The sequence below is a fragment of the Anaerophaga thermohalophila DSM 12881 genome (assembly GCF_000191885.1).
Classification (GTDB): Bacteria; Bacteroidota; Bacteroidia; order Bacteroidales; family Marinilabiliaceae; genus Anaerophaga; species Anaerophaga thermohalophila.
The window spans coordinates 33,772-51,756 of the sequence record NZ_AEWI01000020.1 but is presented as its reverse complement, the minus strand read 5'-3'; the positions used below and the strand labels follow the sequence as shown (position 1 = coordinate 51,756).

General features: G+C 41.2%; 14 protein-coding genes. 6 read left to right on the top strand and 8 right to left on the bottom strand.

What is annotated here, in order from left to right; genetic code table 11:
• The first annotated feature begins 18 nt into the window (after positions 1–18).
• From ATH1_RS0107580 to ATH1_RS0107565, 4 genes are all read left to right on the top strand, one after another.
• Positions 19–2,610, top strand: a complete 2,592-nt coding sequence (locus tag ATH1_RS0107580) for a beta-mannosidase (protein WP_010419716.1) — start codon at positions 19–21, stop codon at positions 2,608–2,610.
• A 593-nt stretch (positions 2,611–3,203) separates the two neighbouring features.
• Positions 3,204–4,022 (top strand): SDR family oxidoreductase, encoded by an 819-nt coding sequence (locus tag ATH1_RS19210; RefSeq protein WP_245531742.1) that lies wholly within the window; start codon positions 3,204–3,206, stop codon positions 4,020–4,022.
• Positions 4,009–4,191, top strand: coding sequence for a hypothetical protein (locus ATH1_RS22190; RefSeq protein ID WP_245531741.1), 183 nt, complete (start codon positions 4,009–4,011; stop codon positions 4,189–4,191). Before ATH1_RS19210 ends, ATH1_RS22190 begins: the two co-directional genes overlap by 14 nt.
• 336 nt (positions 4,192–4,527) lie before the next feature.
• Entirely contained in the window at positions 4,528–5,376 is an 849-nt protein-coding gene (locus ATH1_RS0107565) for a UDP-2,3-diacylglucosamine diphosphatase (RefSeq protein ID WP_010419712.1), read from the top strand.
• Positions 5,377–5,587: 211 nt separating this feature from the next.
• Here ATH1_RS0107565 and ATH1_RS0107560 read toward each other — a convergent pair whose 3' ends face one another.
• The 4 genes from ATH1_RS0107560 to ATH1_RS0107545 all read right to left on the bottom strand — a co-directional run bounded on the left by ATH1_RS0107560 (position 5,588) and on the right by ATH1_RS0107545 (position 8,956).
• Positions 5,588–5,944 carry a hypothetical protein gene (locus ATH1_RS0107560; RefSeq protein WP_010419709.1) on the bottom strand — a complete coding sequence of 119 codons (357 nt, stop codon included), beginning with the start codon at positions 5,942–5,944 and terminating at the stop codon, positions 5,588–5,590.
• 10 nt (positions 5,945–5,954) lie between these two features.
• Positions 5,955–6,605, bottom strand: coding sequence for a sulfite exporter TauE/SafE family protein (locus tag ATH1_RS0107555; protein WP_010419707.1), 651 nt, complete (start codon positions 6,603–6,605; stop codon positions 5,955–5,957).
• Complete coding sequence (locus ATH1_RS0107550; protein WP_010419704.1) at positions 6,605–7,126, bottom strand: NUDIX hydrolase; 522 nt, start codon at positions 7,124–7,126, stop codon at positions 6,605–6,607. Before ATH1_RS0107550 ends, ATH1_RS0107555 begins: the two co-directional genes overlap by 1 nt.
• A 240-nt stretch (positions 7,127–7,366) precedes the next feature.
• Entirely contained in the window at positions 7,367–8,956 is a 1,590-nt protein-coding gene (locus ATH1_RS0107545) for a YfcC family protein (protein ID WP_010419701.1), read from the bottom strand.
• Positions 8,957–9,034: 78 nt separating this feature from the next.
• Between ATH1_RS0107545 and ATH1_RS0107540 the strand changes: the two genes are divergently transcribed.
• Positions 9,035–9,418, top strand: a complete 384-nt coding sequence (locus ATH1_RS0107540; protein ID WP_029164013.1) for a co-chaperone GroES — start codon at positions 9,035–9,037, stop codon at positions 9,416–9,418.
• Between the two features lie 70 nt (positions 9,419–9,488).
• On the opposite strand, the gene ATH1_RS0107535 is transcribed toward ATH1_RS0107540, so the two are convergent.
• The 3 genes from ATH1_RS0107535 to ATH1_RS0107520 form a co-directional block, all read right to left on the bottom strand.
• The gene (locus ATH1_RS0107535) at positions 9,489–11,285 is read right to left on the bottom strand and encodes a chloride channel protein (RefSeq protein ID WP_044115052.1); all 1,797 of its coding nucleotides are present in this window, start codon (positions 11,283–11,285) and stop codon (positions 9,489–9,491) included.
• Between the two features lie 901 nt (positions 11,286–12,186).
• The gene (locus tag ATH1_RS0107525) at positions 12,187–13,332 is read right to left on the bottom strand and encodes a metallophosphoesterase (protein ID WP_010419694.1); all 1,146 of its coding nucleotides are present in this window, start codon (positions 13,330–13,332) and stop codon (positions 12,187–12,189) included.
• Between the two features lie 187 nt (positions 13,333–13,519).
• Positions 13,520–14,338 (bottom strand): SDR family oxidoreductase, encoded by an 819-nt coding sequence (locus ATH1_RS0107520; RefSeq protein ID WP_010419692.1) that lies wholly within the window; start codon positions 14,336–14,338, stop codon positions 13,520–13,522.
• Positions 14,339–15,346: 1,008 nt separating this feature from the next.
• Here ATH1_RS0107520 and ATH1_RS0107510 point away from each other — a divergent pair.
• Positions 15,347–15,712 (top strand): hypothetical protein, encoded by a 366-nt coding sequence (locus ATH1_RS0107510; RefSeq protein WP_139035300.1) that lies wholly within the window; start codon positions 15,347–15,349, stop codon positions 15,710–15,712.
• A gap of 60 nt (positions 15,713–15,772) precedes the next feature.
• Here the strand turns inward: ATH1_RS0107510 and dpp5 are convergent, their stop codons facing one another.
• Positions 15,773–17,935 carry a dipeptidyl-peptidase Dpp5 gene (gene dpp5 / locus ATH1_RS0107505; RefSeq protein WP_010419686.1) on the bottom strand — a complete coding sequence of 721 codons (2,163 nt, stop codon included), beginning with the start codon at positions 17,933–17,935 and terminating at the stop codon, positions 15,773–15,775.
• Positions 17,936–17,985: the final 50 nt, after the last annotated feature.

Genomic DNA, 17,985 nt, shown 5'->3' with positions numbered 1-17,985 from the left:
GATAAAATCTAAATGACTATGTTTCAAAAGAAATCTTTGTTAGGTATGCTTTTTTTCTTCTCCGGAATTTTAATGTTTTCGGGCTCGTGTAAAGAGCAATTTGAAGGGGCTCCCGTGACTCTTGAAATTAATGATAATTGGGAGTTTTCGCAAGCGGGAACCGATGAATGGATGCCTGCAAAAGTCCCGGGGACTGTTCATTCCGATCTTATGGCAAACGGTGTTATTGAAGATCCTTATTACAGAATGAATGAGGACGATGTGCAATGGATTGAGGATGAAGACTGGATCTATCGCACAACTTTTAATGTGGATGAATCTCTTTTGTCGGGTCCCGATGTTATAGAGCTTGTTTTTAAAGGGTTGGATACTTATGCCGATGTTTTTCTGAACGATACCAAAATTCTGGAAGCTGACAACATGTTTGTTGGTTGGAATGTCGATGTCAGGGAGCATCTGGTTGAGGGTGAAAATGAACTGCGTATCTATTTTCATTCTCCAGTCAAAGAGGGAATGAAAAAATTGAAACAGTTGGACTATACTCTTCCAGCGGTTAATGAACAAGCGCCTGAAGGGGAGCGAACAAACGTTTTTACCCGCAAGGCACCTTTCCATTACGGATGGGACTGGGGCCCACGGCTTGTTACTTCAGGTATTTGGAAGCCTGTGGAGCTGAAAGCATGGAGCAAAGCTGTTATCGAAGATGTTTATGTTCAAACCGATCAAGCCGATGAGCAAACTGCAACAGTTTCCGGTTTTATGACCATAAACGCCACAAAATCCGGCAAATACGGTGTTGAGATGGAATTGGACGGCGTTCCCGAAGGATTTAGTAAAAATGTTGAACTTAAACAGGGTACGAATAAAATACCTTTCAAGTTGGAAGTGAATAATCCTAAATTGTGGTGGACCAACCGACTCGGGGAACCGCATCTTTATAGTTTCAACTTTTCTCTGAAAGACGAAATTTGCTTGCTGGATACATATCAACTAAATTATGGTATCCGCACACTTAAACTGGTGCAGGAACCCGATGAGACGGGACATACGTTTTATTTCGAATTAAACGGGGTTCCTGTTTTTATGAAGGGGGCCAATGTTATACCACCCGAAACGCTTACTCCTTTGATTACAGAGCAAAGGTATCAGCAACTTATCAATAATGCGGTTGAGGCCAATATGAATATGATCAGAGTCTGGGGTGGTGCCATATATGGTGATAACTATTTGTACGAGCTCTGCGATGAAAACGGCATTTTGGTTTGGCAGGACTTTATGTTTGCCTGTGCCCTTCAACCTGGCGATGAAGATCATTTGGAAAATATCAGGAAGGAAGCCGAATATAACGTTAAGCGCTTACGTAACCATCCTTCATTAGCATTATGGTGTGGGAACAATGAAAATTTCCATGGTTGGCATGAATGGGGTTGGAAGGATATGTATGAGCCCGATGTAAGAGATTTTGTTTGGAATACCTACGAAAAGATATTCCACGAGATATTGCCCAACGCCGTTGAAAAATATGATCCTCAGCGGGCTTACTGGCCATCAACACCAATGAGTTATGGAGGGACGAAAGCCGACCGGAAATCCGGTGATGAACACGATTGGACCATCTGGTTCGGGCGAAAACCTTTTTCCGCTTTCGAAGAAGATGTTCCACGTTTTGTCAGTGAATACGGGTTGCAATCTTTCCCCTCTATGCATACCATCCGCCGGTTCTCCGAAAAGCAGGATTGGAGCTATGATTCTGAAGTGATGCGGCACCGTCAGCGCGGAAGAATGCCTTACATCCGTCCCGGCTTTGATGGTAATGATATGATAAAATGGTATATGGAACAATATTATGATGTTCCGGATTCGTTTGAGAATTTTGTTTACGTTAGTCAATTGCTTCAGGCAAAAGCCTACAAAACAGCCATTGAGGCACACAGGAGAAACAAACCACATTGTATGGGGTCGCTTTACTGGCAGTTGAACGACTGCTGGCCTGCCATTTCATGGTCAACGGTCGATTATTACGGTCGCTGGAAAGCTGCACACTATTTTGTGCGTGAAGCCAATGAGCCAATTATGGTTTCGCCTGTCAATGAAGATGGTAAGGTCAGGGTTTATGCTGTCAATGATTACCTTCAGTCTATTTCGGGAGAATTATTTGTGAAATTGATTGATTTTGAGGGGAAAGTATTATACTCTGAAAAGATTGAAGCGGAAGTTCCGGCCAATTCTTCAAAGGTCGTTTTTGAAAATGGTTTGGCAGTAATAGCAGACGGTCAGGAATTAAATTCTCTGCTTTTCTCCGTCGAGTTTCAGTCCGGAGGACAGATTATTGCTGATAACCTGCTCTATTTTGAGCGTTCCAAAGCCCTTGAGCTTCCTGAAACAAAGATAGAAATATCTTCAGTAAAAACCCCTGACGGGTACAGTGTGACGGTATCTTCCGAAAAACTTGCGAAGAACGTTTTTCTCGATACTCCTGACGGTTCAGGGCATTTTTCCGATAATTATTTTGATATTCTTCCGGGAGAGTCGGTGGTAGTTGACCTGAAAACAGATAAAGAATTGGATGTGGAAAACGATTTGATTGTCAATACCTTGAATGATCTGTAGAATAGGGTTTCCTTAAGTTTAAGCATCTTTTGAGCAGCTTATGGTTTTAGTCAGATAAAAGTGACCAACAGGTAGAAGTTTGACAGTCAGAAGGGTTAAGTTCGAGGTTAACGAGGTTAGATAGGGTAGAGGTTGGAACTTGGTATAATAGAACGTTCGAGTTTAAGAAATAAGATGACCCAGCTAACGCGAATTTCTTTGCAGAGCAAAGCGGCAAAGAAATCCGCAACCGCGGGGAACAGATTTTTCGTCGTCACCTCCTCAGAACGACAGGTGGCCCTTTGTCATTCTGAGCGGAGCGAAGAATCTACGTTTTTTCAGGACAAGCCTGAAAAAAGCCCCTGTGCGGGATTTAATCAACTTAAACAACTTGTTGGTTAGTTTTATGCGCTAAGCGCCTAAAAAAAGCAAACAGCCTAAAATGTGATTTTAATTGATGTTAATAAAAATAATCTGTGTTCATCTGCGTCATCTGTGGTGAACTCTCAACCTCAACCTTAGCTGTTTGTCATTCTGAGCGGAGCGAAGAATCTTATATCAGTTAAAGCATAATAAGTTCCATCAGACCAATAACTTAGACCAATTTTATACTGATGAAAGTACTTTACATAGGAGGAACCGGAAATATAAGCACAGCGTCGAGTCGTCTGGCGGTAAAAAGCGGAATTGATCTGTATCTTCTTAACAGGGGAACCGGTGCTGTCAGGATCGAGGGAGCCACAAATCTTGTGGCGGATCATTCCGATAAGAATGCTGTTGCCGAAGCCGTTAAAGGACATGAGTGGGACGTGGTTGTCAACTGGATTGCTTTTACTCCTGAAGACGTTGAACGTGATTTCGGGATATTTAACGGACGCACCAGGCAATACATCTTTATCAGTTCAGCTTCTGCTTACCAGAAGCCGGGAGGGCATCCTGTTATTACAGAATCTACACCTCTGTATAATCCTTACTGGCAGTATTCGCGCGACAAGATTGCATGTGAAGATTATCTTACCCAGCGATTCCGGAACGATGGTTTTCCCATAACAATTGTCCGGCCGTCGCTTACTTATGATACCGTTATACCGGTTCCCTTATGTGGCTGGAAAGATTTTACCATTATAGACAGGATCAGACAAGGGAAAGAGGTAATTATTCATGGAGACGGGACTTCATTGTGGACCATTACCCATTCAGAGGATTTTGCAAAAGGATTTAACGGACTTTTGGGACACAGGCAGTCTATTGGCCACAGTTTTCATATTACTTCAGACGAGATTATGAACTGGAATCAGATTTATGAAATGGTGGCTGAAGCAGCAGGTGCTCCCTTAAAGGCCGTTCATATCCCCTCTGATTTTATTGCCCGGTTTGATGAACATTCGTATGGAAGCTTGATTGGTGACAAGGCACAAAGTGTCATTTTTTGACAATTCAAAAATCAAGCGGTTTGTTCCCGGTTTTCAGGCGACCATACCCTTTAGCGAAGGCATTAAGCGAACGATCCGATGGTTTGAAGCAGAACCGGGACGCATACAAATTGATCCTGCCAAAGGAGATTTGGTGGATAGGATTCTTGGTGCTTATAAGTCATTGTAGCAGATGAGTTCATTTTCCTTTTCATACTGGTTCTTGGTGTTTTTTTACCTTTCCTTTTGAGTGCTCAACTGTTGAGAGAACGAATAACGAATTATTAACTCTTTCCAGTGATTTTTTAGAAATTTTATAATTTTTGATACAACTGCGGGAACTGTTTCCCAAAAAGTGGTGGTGAACTGAAGAAAAAGAAATAAGTCAAACAGGAGAATCTTACAGATTGCTTGTTTAAACTAAAGAATTCATAAACAACACTTATTTAGCGATATAGAAATCGTTAATGCCTAATGGTCTTTTCATGCCTAAAGTTTTATATATTTGTTAGTATAAGTCAGATGTATGAATGCAAAAAGACCACTAAAAGCTGTAGTCGTTTCCGATGTCCACCTCGGAACTTTCAATAGTAAAGCCAATGAACTTTATTCCTATTTAAAAACCATACAGCCCGAAATTTTAGTTCTAAATGGTGATATCATCGATGTGTGGCGGTTCTCCCGGCGCTATTTCCCTACCTCTCACATTAGAGTTATTCGTTATTTTTTTAAGATGGCTGAGAAAGGAACAAAGATCATTTTTATTCCCGGCAATCATGATGAGGTAGGTCGACGCTTTACCGGAATTGATTTTGGACATTTCCAGATAGACAATAAGATAGTCCTGAATATTGAAGGAACGTTGACATGGATATTTCACGGCGATGTTTTTGATGTGGTGATGCATCATTCTAAATGGCTTGCCAAGATGGGCTCGGCCGGATATGGCATCCTGGCCGGAATAAACAAGCTGGTTAATTCCTTTTTGGTCTTTTTTGGCGGAAGTCCGATCTCATTGGCGGGAAAGATAAAAGACAAGGTGAAAGGAGGAAAGAAAGATACTGTTTCCAACTTCGAAAGTATGGTCTCACGACTTGGAATTAGAAAAGGGTATCATTATGTGATTTGCGGTCATATTCACAGGCCGGCAAAGAAGCGTATCAAATCACCGGCAGGTGCGATCACTTATCTTAACTCGGGCGACTGGGTGGATAATATGACTGCACTTGAATTTGAGAACGGCGACTGGCACCTGAAATACTGGGATTCACAAAAAGATGACTCGGTTGAAGAATCGGAAGAGGAAGAAGAAATACTGTCTGAAACGCTGGAAGATATATTTAACAAAGCTTTTAAAGAAATACTGAAAAGTTAATATTTCTCCCTTTTAAAATTCAACATCAAAATTATTCATGAGTTGATAATGAACGTTTTGGTCTTCAAACATTTCTTGAGAGTATCGAAGGCAGTAATTCTGGTAATCCGCACCAGTGGGAGTTAACTTATTGTTAATGAGGATTTAAAAATTTAAAACAACAACGAGTTTGGCGACAAAGATGCTTTTTAGACTGCACTCAAAACTTGAATTAAAAAATACGTTCCAGCACAAACACCCCGTGAACGCCTTGTTGGTCTTCACCGGAACCGACAATCTGTCCCAAGGCATTGAGCAGACCTTTCCTTTCTTCGGGCACATAATCTTCTTTGCCCTCAGATAAAACAATAACTGAAGTTTCGTTGAGATAAACCTTCCTGTTTTCAATTTTTCCTGTTAGTTTGGTTCTGACAAACATGGCAGGGTCGCCAGGAATTATCTCTTTGAATACTAAATGACCCGACAGATTTTTGCCTTTTTGAAACAGTCTGGCTTCACCAACATCTTCGCCCGTGTCAAATTCTTCACGGAAACGCCAGAATCCGGTCAGATCGGTTTTCTGTGGCATAAGAGCTGCTTTAGAGTCCTAAAAATTGTATGGATATTCCAGACGCAAAGATAATGATGCCGGCAAGAAAATGTGAATAGGGTTGTAATTTATGCATGTTTAATTGAGACAGCCCTGAAAAGGCAGCCCATACGGTTATTAGCATCGTTCCAATAGTAACTACGGCAAAAACTGTTGTAACCATTATTAGAGCTTGTACGCTATAATGAGCAGCCGGATACATCAATATTGGGATTAATGGTTCGCAGGGGCCAAGTATGAATATGATAAAAAGCATCCAGGGAGTAGTCCTGGTAGAATTGACTGAATTATCATTTTTTGCTTTTAGGTTTTTATGCTTGAAGTAATGTCTCAGCCCCCATACAGCATAAGCGAGACCGAAAGCAATAAGTCCCCATGCAGCAAGATTTCCTCTTATTTCTTCAATCCACGTTAGTTTCTGAACCTGCATGCCTATGATAATACCGGCAATCCCGATTAATACGCTGCTCAAAACGTGGGCAATACCACACACGGCTGTTAAAATCAAAGTTTTAGAGAGATTCCATTTACGCGCCTGTCCTATCATAATAAACGGCAGGTAATGGTCGGGTCCCAGAATGGTATGTACGAAACCAATGCTTGCTGCGCTCCAGGTGAGTATTGTTAATTCGTTTGTCATTATTTGCCGCCAATGTAGAATTTCAATATTTTCTTAATTGAATTGCTGCTGATTTTATTAAAATCAATTTCCTTTGGATTGAAAAACTGAAAATCGGCTATGTCATCGGCTACTTTTATGCTGTCAAAGTGCTTTACTTTGCAGGCATATCCGTAATCGGTCGTAAAAACCGAGTAACCATTATAGATGTATTCATTTGGATAGCTAATCAGATAATGCATTTCTGATATATCCAGATTCAGTTCTTCTTTTACTTCTCGTTTTAATGCTTCTTCACCGCTTTCCATTGGGTCAACGAAGCCACCCGGCAGGTCAAGTGCGCCAACAGCCGGTTCTACACCTCTCACTGTTAGTAATATTTCTCCGGTATCATTTTCAATAATGGCAGCAACTGCAGCAGCACTGTTAATGAAAAATTTAAAACCGCAACTGCTACAATGAAATGATTTTGGCGAATCGGGCTTGAAAAGCCCTGAACCGCAGCTGGGGCAATATTTGAGAACTTTTTCGGGACGTGCCATAAAGAATTGTCTTTTTGCAATATTAACAAACCTGTAACAAAAACAACAGGATCAGGGAAAGAAATTTTAATCATTCAGTATCGTGAATTTTATAAATAATACCACATTGCAATAGTCTGTTAAGCCATTAACGGCCAATAGCTGACTCTTTCTAATTGTTTGTTTTCGAAAGTCTTTTTGAAGTTTAATACGAATCATCATATACGCCTGTCAAATCTGACATCTAAACATTTATCAACATTAAAAACCATTTAAATTCATTGTTACGGTAGGGATAAGAAGTAAGAATCCAAGAATAATCAATATCGTAATGAGTGGTCCTATCCACTTCGCCCATTTCACGTAGGGAATTCGGGCTACTCCCAGTACACCAATAAGTACTCCGGATGTGGGGGTAATAAGGTTGGTGAAGCCGTCGCCAAACTGAAAGGCCATAACAGTGGCTTGTCGTGACAGACCAATAAGATCACTGAACGGGGCCATGATAGGCATGGTAAGTGCAGCCTTGGCCGAACCACTGGGAATAATGATATTTATTAATGTTTGAATGACGTACATAACATTAACCGAAGCAATATTTCCCAGGTCTTTCATGCCTCCTGCCATTGCATGGAGAATGGTATGTACAATTTTTCCGTTTTCAAGTATTACGATAATGCCGCCCGCAAGACCAACGATCAAAGCGGCCGACATGATGTCTTTTGCGCCTTCCAGAAACAGGTGAGTGATGCGGTCGGCACTATTGTTCATTGCTATCCCCGATAAAATGCCCATAGCGAAAAACAGGGTGGCAATTTCCATGATGTACCAGCCAAATCCCATAACGCCGATGATTAGAAACAATATGGTGAAACCTAAAATGACAAGGACAAAGGCTGGTGACGATTTTCTTAAAGCGCTGAATCCCACAATAGCAAAAAGTCCTGTAAGTGCGGGAAGAAACCAGCCGGTAATGCCTTCGCCTCCTCCTATTTTCAGGGTTGTTGAAGGCCACTGTACCGAAAAGAGTATGAGTGCGGTTAGTATTAAAAAGTATACCACCCACGATGCTTTGTATGTTGGATGATTTATAGCTGTACTGTTTTCACTTATTTCATGCCGCCAATGGTGGTCTTCTTCATAAACCGGCGATCTTGCAGGATCTTTTTTTATACGGGTCCCATACCACAATACGAATGATATACCCACAATATTAATAACAACCCAGCAAAACAAACGGTATTCAAAACCGCTGAAAAGAGGAAGTCCGGCTAATCCCTGGGCTATTCCGATGGTGAACGGATTCAACACGGCGCCGGCAAATCCCAGTCCGGCGGCTACAAACACCATGGCTACGCCCATAATACTGTCATAGCCCATCGAAATAGCCAGCGGAACGAGTATCACCACAAAAGCGATGGTTTCTTCGCTCATGCCAAATACTGCGCCAAAAACCGAAAACATGAGCATAATCATCACGATGATCAAATTGTTAGCGCCAATTACCCTGATGGCTTTGTATTTATCCAGCTTGCGGGTGAAATTAAGGAAAGATAAAATGCCGATGTCAATGGCCTTACTGTCATTCAAAATCCAGAATGCGCCACCAATCATCAGAATAAAAACAATAATACCCGATTGCTTTTCAAAGCCTTCGAAAAGAGCCGAAAAAACCTGCCAGGTTTGTGGCTGGCTCTCAACTCGTTCAAAAACAACCCCCGGTGCAGAACCATCTTCAGGAACTTCTCCTGCCGGGACATACTCACCTCCAGGCACAAACCACGTGGCAATAGCTGCGATAACAATTAAAGAAAAAACAATAACGTAAGTATGGGGAACTTTTTTAAACATTGGCAATGGTCTTTCTGATTAGGCAACTCCAAAAATAGAGTTTTAACTGTGATTATTTTTATATTTGCAGCAAAAAAAATGATTTTTGGAATTGACGAAAAAGACCTGAATAAATTTATCATGGTTGGCGATCGTGTTCTTATTCAGCCCAAAACGCCAGAAAAACGAACCAAGTCGGGGCTTTTCCTTCCACCCAATGTGCAGGAAAAAGAGAAAGTTCATTCGGGGTATGTGATCAAAGTTGGTCCGGGTTATCCTATCCCTGCTATTGCAGAGGAAGATGAACCCTGGAAATCGAAAAATGAAAATGTTCGTTACGTGCCACTTCAACCCAAAGAAGGCGATTTGGCCATTTATCTACAAAATAGTGGTTTCGAAATAGAATTCAATAATCAGCAGTATGTTATTGTATCCCAATCTGCTATTTTAATGCTTATCAGGGATGAGGGATTATTTGAGTAAATTGACCCCCAATCCGGAACTCAAATCCCAAAGTCCTCTTTGGGGATTTAGGGGCCCGGAACTCCCGCCCCTAATACTCTCCCGAAAATCGTTTTACAAAATTCCGATAAGCTGTAAATGCCTGGGCTCGTGATATGAAGCCAAGATATTTGCCCTTGTCGATGACCGCGATATTGAATCGTCCCGATTTCCTGAACATTTCTACCAGGTCTTCCATGCTGTCGTCAGGACTGATATAATATTCAGGCATATACATGATGTCTTTCACCTTTACAGTATCATAAAGTTCGGGTTTGAATAGTATATCTCTTATATCGTCCATCTTTATCATGCCATGAAGCATTCCTTTATCATCGACAACCGGAAACAGGTTACGGTGAGCTTTTGAAACTACTTTGACAAGGTCTCCCAGTGTGGCTTCGGGCGATATTTTTGAGAAATCGGTTTCTATAAGCTTCGTAACATCCATTAAAGTTAATGCCACCTGGTCCTTATCGTGGGTGAGAAGCTCTTTCCGGCGGGCAAGCTGGTGTGTGTAGACCGAGTTTTTGACAAACGATTTGGCGGTGGCAAAAGAGATGGTAGCGGTTATCATGAGCGGGAGAAAAAGTTTGTAACCTCCTGTTACGTCAGCGATGAGGAATAAGCCGGTCAATGGAGCCTGTAAAACACCTGCAATGAGTCCTCCCATACCCACCAGCGCAAAATTCTGTTCCGACAGGCCGTGAAATCCTATCTGGTTAGCTACAAAGGCAAAGAGAAGTCCGGTATTGGCGCCCATAAACAGGGTTGGAGCAAAAATTCCGCCCACACCACCACTACCAAATGTGATGGATGTTGCCACAACTTTGAGTCCTATCACCATCAACATTAAAACAACGGTAACCGGCCAGAAATACTGAAGGTTGGAGAATAACTCCTGGTCATAAATAAAAGAAGCATCCCCGCTCAGGGCTGTGTTGATGATGTCATACCCCTCGCCGTATAATGACGGAAAAAAGAAAAGTAAAACACCTAACATTGCCCCGCCAGCAATCAGCCGGGTGGATGCTTTCTTCATACGTAGAAATATCCGTTCAATGTATAGGTATACTTTTGTAAAATAGACAGCTACAAATCCGGTAATGATTCCCAGAACGATGTAGAACAATAAATCTTCCATTACAAAGGTTTCGGTAATATTTACCGGATAAAGCACCTGTTGTCCCATAAATAGATAGGAGGTAAGCACTGCCGATGCTGAAGCCATAAGTAAAGGAACAATTGCCGAGAGGGTGAGATCAAGCATGATCACTTCAAGGGCAAAAACAATGCCTGCAATAGGTGCTTTAAAAATGGCCGACATGGCTGCTGCTGAGGCACATCCCACTAGCAGAGTGATTTGCCTGAAATTGAGTCGAAATAAGCGGCCAACATTGGAACCTATGGCTGCACCGGTCGCAACAGCGGGGCCTTCAAGTCCTACACTTCCCCCAAAACCTACAGTCAATGCACTTGCGACGATGCTTGAGAACATATTATGTCGACGGATTCGGCCCTTTCTTTTCGAAAGGGCGTAGAGCACATTTGGAATTCCGTGGCGGACAGGTCGTTTGAGTATGTATTTTATGAATATTACCGTTAAAAGTATCCCGATAAAAGGAGAAATAAAGAACACATAGGCAGGTCCTTCGGAATGAATGACATTTTGTACCAATACACTGATATAATGAACGCTGTTTTTGATGGCTACTGCCCCCAGTCCGGAAGCAATGCCGACGATGATGCTCAAAAACATTATGAATTGGCGATTGCTGACATGTCTTATGCGCCATTTTAGAAGAGTTCCTAAGATTTTATCTGGTGCTAATTTTTCTTTTATCTGCATGATTGTTCCTTGTATAACACCATGTATTCGGTTTTCCTGTTTCCGTTTGCTTAATTTGGGGTTTAAGTTAATAAAATCTTCTCCACAAGAAAAGCCATTAGCTCCCGTCAATAAAGTAAGAACATATTTTTCCTGCTTTATAGACAGACACAAATTAGTACCTGTCTATAAAGTAGGAAAAGTTTCCTACTTATCATGCGTCTGTTCAGAAAGTGTCATTTATAAGGCTTGCGAAGTCCGAAAATACGAAGTTTACTCATCGTAAATGAGTAATTTTCGGACGAGCGTAACACAGTAACTGGCACTTTGAGGACAGACACGAATTAATCATCTTTCTCAAATTGTTGTTTAATGATTGAGTGCAGTATAAAAAGCATATTTTTGTCAAAATCCAGGCGTTTTAAATTTTTGTATCGGAGTTAACTTGTTGTTAATGAGGATGCAAAAAATTAAAACAACAACGAGTTGGGCAACAAAGATGCTTTTTAGACTGAGTTCATCAATAAAAATCACATATTTTAGTCTGTTTGCTTTTTTTAGATTCTTCACTTCGTTCAGAATGACAAAGGGCCACCTGTCGTTCTGAGGAGGTAACGACGAAGAATCTGTTACCTGTTTTTGGTTTCTTAGATGATTAGAGGTTAATTATACATGTTCTTTTGAGACAAACCTTGACATGCTCGTTTCATCACTGCAAATATTCTTTCTTTATACGGGCAAACTGTAGTGTTGCACGGGGTTGGGGAAAAAAGCTTAAATGCAAAGACGTATGTTGTGTTTATAATTCACATTACCGGCTACTAACTAAAAACTACTAACTAAAAACTACTGACTAAAAACTACTGACTAAAAACTACTAACTAAATCACTTATATCTAAAAATCTAACGATCTGTTGAGCTTTATTCAGCCGGGTTAAAATTCAGGGTAAAAACCATTACTTCGGGTCTGTTCCCGGTGCGAACCGGCGGGCCCCAGGTGCCAAATCCCGTACTTACATAAAAATGGGTGTTTCCTTTTTGTTTGTAGCCCCTGCTTACTTCGAACATTCGTTCTGTGATGTATCCGAAGGGCCATACCTGTCCATGATGAGTGTGTCCTGATATTTGAAGATCGACACCGGTATTGGCCACCTCTTCGAGTTGATATGGCTGATGGTCTAAAAGAATTACAGGTTTTTGAGTGTTAATTCCTGCCAATAATTCATCTATTGATTTTCGTTTTTTGTCTGATCTGAAATTGGCATAACGATCTTCTCTTCCAATCAAATAAAAAGAATTTTTAATAAGGATACTTGTATCACGCAATACCTTTATTCCATGTTGTTCGAGATATCGGACAGAAGGTTCGACACCTCCAATGTATTCGTGATTGCCGGTGCAAGCATAGACCCCCATGGGTGCTTCCAGTTTACACAATGAATCGCCGAGGTTTTGACGAATTACCGGGCCTACATCTTCATCGAGTACATCCCCCGCCATCAGTATAATATCCGGCTTAAGGCTGTTGATCGTATTTACCAGTTTGCCCGTTTTTCGCGGTCCGATGATGGTTCCCAGGTGAATATCGCTGACAGCCACAATGCGCAGACTGTCCATGTTTCCGCCACTTTTATTGATGGTTAGCGGGATATTGACGATGCGTGGATACCAGGCATTAATATGTCCGGCTGTAACAATAAGAAACGTAATTCCTGCTACGACAATCCCGGTAATGAATTTGAATTTTGTGTAATCCGTTCCCGAAATTTTTTTAATAAAAGGAATGCCAAGATTAACCAATCGGGCCAGATCGATGGCAAAAACCTGGATCGTGGCATAAAGCATCACCGCAAACCAGAAAGCACCTAACCAGTCAAGCGAAACGGTAAGCGCGTTGTACATGCTTTTTCCCAGAGTTCGGCCAAGCATATACGAAAATGTGGCTACCACCATGAAAACAATAAACCATGGTCTGATTTTGGGATGTGCTTCCAGAGCCTGATATCCCCTTACGGTCAGGTATAAATTGACCAGTATCTGAACTGTAAGAACTATTGCAAAAAACATAATAAATTGACGAGTTTTCATGAAAAAAGTTTAACTGATAAAGGGTAAAGTTGTTCAAAAATAAATAATTTGATGTTAGATATTTAGATCAGGAGATGGGAAGAAATCAAAAACTCTTTATTTGGAATAAGTATTATCTTAAATCTAATCATCTTAAATCTAATCATCTAACATCATGCCTTTCTTTTCAAATATTGATCAACCATCTTGTAATAAGTCGAAAAACAGGCAGTGGCGTAATCCGGTAGAAAAAAAGAAGCATGTGTGATTGAAATCCTGCCGGATAGCGAAGTCTGTTTCCTTTTGAGTTGGCTGCTCTGAAAATTGTACTTGCCACAACTTTGGGCTCTGCAGCATATTTAAAGGTTGCATTATAGAAATGGGAGACTTTTTGTGAAATGGCGATGTATCTTTCATCGTCGGGAGGAATAATTTCATCTTTCGAGCGGCCGTTAAATTCGGTACGAATGGGTCCGGGTTCAATCAGGCGAACTTTTATATTGAATGGGCGGGCTTCGTAATAGAGGCTTTCGGTAAAACCTTCTACAGCATATTTGCTTGAGTGATACAACGAGTAAAGAGGAAGCCCCATCCGGCCTGCAATGGATGACAGGTTTATGATTGTGCCCCGTCCGCGTTTTCGCATTAAGGGTAGAACGTTTCTGATGACTCTTAATGTTCCAAAAAAGTTGGTGTCCATCTGCCTGATGATTTGTTCGTCATTTGCCCCTTCGAGAATACCGATGGCGCCGTATCCGGCATTATTGACAATAACGTCTATCCCCTTCATGTCATTCCAGGCTTTGTTTATCGTTTCTTCAACGTTGTGCGGTTGTGTTACATCCAGCCTGTATATAGCAACACCGGGGATATTAACCAGTTTTCCCGCCTTAGATGTATTTCTCATTGTGGCGGCTACTTTCCATCCTCGCCTTGCAAAATAACGAACCGTTTCCATTCCAATCCCCGAAGAAGCACCGGTTATTAGCATTGTGCTGCTTTCCATATAGTTTCTGTGTGATATGTTGTTTGTAAATAATCACCTTCTCCACAAAAATCTCTGTGGATGGTTTTTATTTGGGAGGGAATTTCAGGTTGTGATAAAGATAAGCAAACTATTATGAGCCAGGTCTAAAAAGCATCTTTGTTGCCAAACTCGTTATTATTTTAAATTTTTGAAACGAACATGAATTTGAGAGGGCCAAATTTTCAAAAAGGGATGAACAAAATTGGCCAACGCCGATCTTACGATTCATCGTGAGTTTCATCAGACCAATAATTTAGACAAATTTTGTGCTGATGAATCCTCATCAACTCGTGTACAAAATTTTAAAACGTCTTGATTTTGACAAAAATATGCGTTTTATACCGTACTCTGACTGTTATATTTTTCCTATGTAATGAATTACAGCGGGCCTGATCTATTCATAAATTTTCTATTACAATGTCCAACTATCGGCGAAATACAATGGTACTCAATAAAACCGGCTCGAAAATAATAATTAATAGGACAATATTTGTTTTTCATCAGCATATAATTAATCTAAGTTATTGGTCTGATGGAACTCGCATGATTGAGTTTATTTATACATGTTCTTTTGTGACAATCTTTGTCATGCTCGTTTCATCACTATAAATATTTTTTCTTTATACGGGCAAACTGCAGTGTTGCAGGGGTTGGTAAAAAAAGCTAAAACGCAAAGACGTATATTGTGTTTATAATTCACACTACTGGCTACTGGCTACTGACTAAAAACTACTGACTAAATTTCTGATATCTAAAAATCTGATAATCTATTAAGGCAATCTTTGTCATGCTCGTTTCATTATTCTTTTTCCTGGTTTTATCCGACGTGGCTTTTATTTCTTGATATTTGAACATCTCATTACTAAAACTCATGAATTAATCAGGCCACGATGCTTCAAATATTTACAATTAGAACAATAATCTTAATTTTCTGTTGAATAAAAACTGACGAAACAGAATTTTTGGTTGTTAAAATTTAATGGTCTCGTGTTGAATTACAAATATCTTTTATTTACAGGTCTGGCTTTGGTACTTCTGGGGATAGGACTTCTGTTGACAGGCTTTGAGTGGTATCATTATATTCTTATTCCCGGAATTGGTTTAAAAGTGGCTTATCTGGTTATCGGGTTGTTGAATGGCACACTGGCTGCCGGACGTTACCTTGCTATGTTATTTGGCGGAATAGCGATGGTAGGAGGCGGAGGATATCTGAAGCGTGCTATGCCCGGAATCGACCTGGGTCACTGGCTTATAATGAGTGGATTTCTTCTGAAAGCTGTTTCCATTGTTTTTATGGTTGTTGTAGGTCGGCGTCGCATGCGGGCAGAACGAGAACTAACAACAAAGCCTTAGTTATTTTGCCGTTTGCAAATGAAACGGGCATGACAAGGTTTCGCCGGTTCATCATTTCACTCAGTTTTCTCCTTCCTTCAGCCATTTGTTAAGCCATGCAAAGAATTCGCGTTGCCAAAGAATTCCGTTTTGGGGGGAAAGCACCCAATGGTTTTCTTCGGGGAAAAACAGGAATTTGGAGGGTATGCCTCGCAATTGTGCCGCATTGAAGGCAGCCATCCCTTGTGTGTAAGGGATTCTGAAATCTTTTCCACCGTGAATGACCAATATGGGGGTGTCCCATTTATCAACAAAAAGGTGTGGAGAGAAATCATATCTTTTATCGGGTTTTTCCCAGTAAGGGCCGCCTAAATCCCAGTTAACGAAAAACATTTCTTCCGTGGTTGTATACATCATATCCTGGTTAAATACACCACAATGAGATATAAAGGCGCTGAAGCGATTGTCATGATTTCCTGCGAGCCAATAAACAGAGAAGCCGCCGTAACTTGCACCAACAGCCCCAAGGTTTTCTTCATCAACAAAAGGCTCTTTGGCAAGTGTGTCAATGGCAGTGAGGTAATCCTGCATGTTTTGTCCGCCGTAATCTCCGCTGATCTGCTCTGTCCATTCACGGCCAAAGCCTGGCAGGCCGCGGCGGTTTGGGGCAACTACTATGTAATCGTTGGCCGCCATCATCTGAAAGTTCCACCGATAACTCCAAAACTGGCTGACACTATTTTGTGGCCCTCCCTGGCAATACAACAGTGCCGGATATTTTTTACGGGGATCAAAATTGGGTGGATAGATGACCCATGTGAGCATTTTTTTATTGTCGGTGGTTGTAATCCAGCGTTTTTCCACTTCACCCATAGTGAGTTTATTGAGAATTGGCAGGTTGACTTTTGAAATATTTGCAGCTGTGCCATCTATGGGATTGACAGCAAAAATTTCTGCAGGCATGTTCATGCTCATCCTGGTAGCGATAAGTTGACCACCGGCCGGAATGACTGATGTGTAATTATGCACACCTTCGGTGATTTTGTGAATGTCACCACCCGGCAGATTAATGCGGTAGATGTCTTCTGTGGCATGGTGATTACTGATAAAGAAGAGCGCATCTCCCATCAGGTTCCAGACGGGGTTGTGTATGTCCTGATCCAGATTTGCCGTGTAATCAATGACTTTCCCTGTTTCCAGGTCTTTTATCATCAGCCGGTTTTTGTCGGCTTCATACCCGTCACGTGGCATACTTTCCCATGCCATTCGCAGTCCGTCGGGTGAGAATACAGGGTTTTTGTCGTACCCTGGCATTCCTTCCGTGAGGTTCTTTGTGATTTTTGTATCTATGTTGTAAAGATATATGTCGGAGTTGGTAGAAAGCGCATAATTCTTTCCGGTCATTTTTTTGCAGGTATAGGCTATTCCCCGGCTGTCGGGTGTCCAGGTTATTTGTTCCATTCCTCCAAATGGTTGAAGCGGGGTGTCGTAACGTTCACCTTCCATTATGTCGGTTGCATCCGTAATCAATTTGTCGGGTTTATAAGAGGTAACATAAATGTGACTGTATTTGTAATCGTGCCAGTGATCCCAATGCCTGTACATCAGATCGTCCTCTATGCGAGCATTTATTTTTGGTAAGTCTGAGTACTTTTCGGCAGGTGTTTCATCCAGTTTTATATCCCTGACGATAAGCAGATGTTCCATATTTGGGGCATATTTGTATCCTTTAATACCGTCTGGGATGTCTGTTATCTGAACGACTTCTTTCCCGTCGGGCAGCATTTCAAACAATTGTTTGCTTCCTGGTTTGTTGCTGATAAAAGTAATTTTCTTTCCATCGGGGCGCCAGTTGACATCTGAGATGCTGAAGTTTTCATTTTCCCCGTCGTCCGTTGCTTTCTTTTTTATACCAAACGAAAGGCTGAGTGTCCATGATTTTTTGAAGGACGGAACAATTCGCTTTTTGTCCGTCCCATCTATATTCGACATGAAAAGATCGGTATTGAAGGAGTTTTTTTCGATATCAGGCCAGGTTACGGTGTAGAGAATTTTTTTGTGATCGGGTGATACTTTAATATTACCAATTCTGCCAAATGACCACAATATTTCCGGGGTAAGTACACCATTTTCTACTTTAACTTTTTCGGCATTGAAAGCAGGACGCATATCTGTTTTGTTTTTGTCTGCACAGCCTGATATTATTGCCAGGCCGGCTGCTATGAGGGCAAATTGTTTTTTCATCAGTATAAATTTAGTCTAAGTTATTGGTCTGATGGAACTCGCATGTAAGA